Annotated in this window: 2 protein-coding genes; both read right to left on the bottom strand. The window is 50.3% G+C overall.

All coding sequences use genetic code 11. The features are described 5' to 3' along the window. Positions 1-168: 168 nt before the first annotated feature. Positions 169-630, bottom strand: a complete 462-nt coding sequence (locus ACP2AU_RS16720) for a DUF6998 domain-containing protein (protein ID WP_426377346.1) — start codon at positions 628-630, stop codon at positions 169-171. An 86-nt stretch (positions 631-716) separates the two neighbouring features. Further along, on the bottom strand, positions 717-1379 hold the full coding sequence (locus ACP2AU_RS16715; protein ID WP_426377345.1) for a cold shock domain-containing protein: 663 nt from the start codon (positions 1377-1379) through the stop codon (positions 717-719). Positions 1380-1909: the final 530 nt, after the last annotated feature.

The raw sequence follows: 1909 nt of genomic DNA, 5'->3' as shown, positions 1-1909 counted from the left end.
GCCATCATCAACACAAGCGGCTTTGCTGCCATACCCGATGCCAAGGCCTTTGCACGGAGCCCGCCAAAAATGGCGACGGCCTGGGCCAATAACGCTGAAGCTTAGCGGCGCCACTTCAGTGGCGTCCGGTGGACGGCCCTCGGGCCGGGAACGTACTACAGCGACTTGTTAAATGGCTCTAGGCACACGATCTGCCACAGTCACGCTTTGATTCAATTGCCTGAGTTTGTTGAGAGAGATTTGAAACTGGCCATTACTCGGTACCCGCTTCCCATTGAATTGCTCCCAAACAAGAACTCCTGGCCCGTTGTAAATTTCCTCAAATGTACCGTCAGGCATGATCTTGATGATAATCGTATGCTGAGGCTGACTCCGGAATGCAACAGAGTTGGATTGCGTAGCCTTGATCTCAACTTCCAAGCCGCATTTAGTGATAGCGTCATAGCCTTTGTTGGAAGCGGTCTTGAGATCGAGATTGTATGCATCAGCTACAAGGCATTCACCTAAACTGCCAACCATATGGCCATCCGGGGTGAAGTGCCTACCCGGGAACATGCCCTCCAATTCGTTGACCGTGGCATAGAGTTGCTTGACCAAGGCCCGAAATTTACCGTGATCGATCATAGACATTTAACGCTTGCAGCATGCGCGCCTACGGAATGAAGCCGAAGGCGCAATGTAGTAGGCGTCGCCGTGCCTGCATTTGTTAAATGGTCTTACACCAACCACTGATATACAGCCACGCTACCCAGCGCTGGTAATAACATCATCACTGCAAACGCGCCAAGGCATCCGCCACTACTTCGAGCCTGCGTTCTTTCCTGTCGCGGATTATTGGCCAGCCACTGACGGTGGCAGCTACTGCAGTAAAGCTTGAGAAAACCATTATTCCATGCTTCGACAGTCCTTGGATCAAACGCTGAAACGGCGTTGCAACGAGCACAAGTAAAGTTCTTTTCGAGAGGCTTACGTTGTCGATTTAGAATGAAGAAGCCTACTACTGCAGGTACACCAAAAACCCACGAGCTTTCGATTGAATTGGTGTGAAAAAACGCAAACCCCAGGGCAATAAGTGAACCTAAAATAACCAGAATCGAAACGTAATCGATAGCATTTTTTCTGGGTGGCTCGATTTTAGTATGCCGACTTTTGGCTGACTTTCCGGAAGCTTTGGTAGCACCTTCAATGACAACACCCTTTGCTCTTAATCTATTTTGGGAATCTCGCGTTGGGTCGTATAAAACATTATCTCCGACTTCAGGCCGCCTCGCTGTTGTTTTGACGCTCGAAATATGGAAAAACAGCTTTTCTCCTCCATTCTCGGGCTGAATGAAGCCAAACCCTTTTTCATCTTTCCACTGACAGATCTTCCCTTTCATAACTATCCTAATGTTTCATGAGGCTGACTAACCCATTTAACGCTGAATGTTAAGCGGCGCCTGCGGAGCGCAGCGTAGTAGGCGTCCGGCGGACGGCCGCCAGGCCGGGAGCGAACTTGAACGATTGGTTATACATAAGGCTACCACCCCCACCAATGCCAAACCTTGGCTATACCTCGCCAGACACCCCCGAGAATAGACGGAAAAAGTCGCGGGAGCAGCAACGCTAAAACAGCAAAAACCAAGATACAGGAAATGAGGTAACGACTGCTGAGAAAGCCGTCCCAGTAGACGGCCAATTCCAAATTGACCCAGAGCCAAACGAATACTGCCGTTGGGATAGAGAAAAACAGCGATGCAAAAAGGCTGATCAACCTTGTTTCAATTGGCCCACCTTGGCCGCGATTCCTTGCCATGATCTATGAACATTCCTTGTGTATAACGCTGAGGTAACCGGCGCCGGAGCGCTAGCGAAGGGAACCAAAAGCGGTACGCTTTTGGCGTCCGGTTGACCGGCTGGTTAGTGGCCG

It is taken from the genome of Marinobacter sp. VGCF2001 (genome assembly GCF_049943275.1).
Taxonomy (GTDB): domain Bacteria; phylum Pseudomonadota; class Gammaproteobacteria; order Pseudomonadales; family Oleiphilaceae; genus Marinobacter.
Note: the sequence above shows the minus strand (reverse complement) of the source record. Positions and strands in the feature narration are given on the sequence as shown.

Bases quoted from the DNA above. Each gene is read 5' to 3' on its own strand.
- ACP2AU_RS16720 (WP_426377346.1), bottom strand. From the start codon at position 630: ATGTCTATGATCGATCACGGTAAATTTCGGGCCTTGGTCAAGCAACTC.
- ACP2AU_RS16715 (WP_426377345.1), bottom strand. From the start codon at position 1,379: ATGAAAGGGAAGATCTGTCAGTGGAAAGATGAAAAAGGGTTTGGCTTC.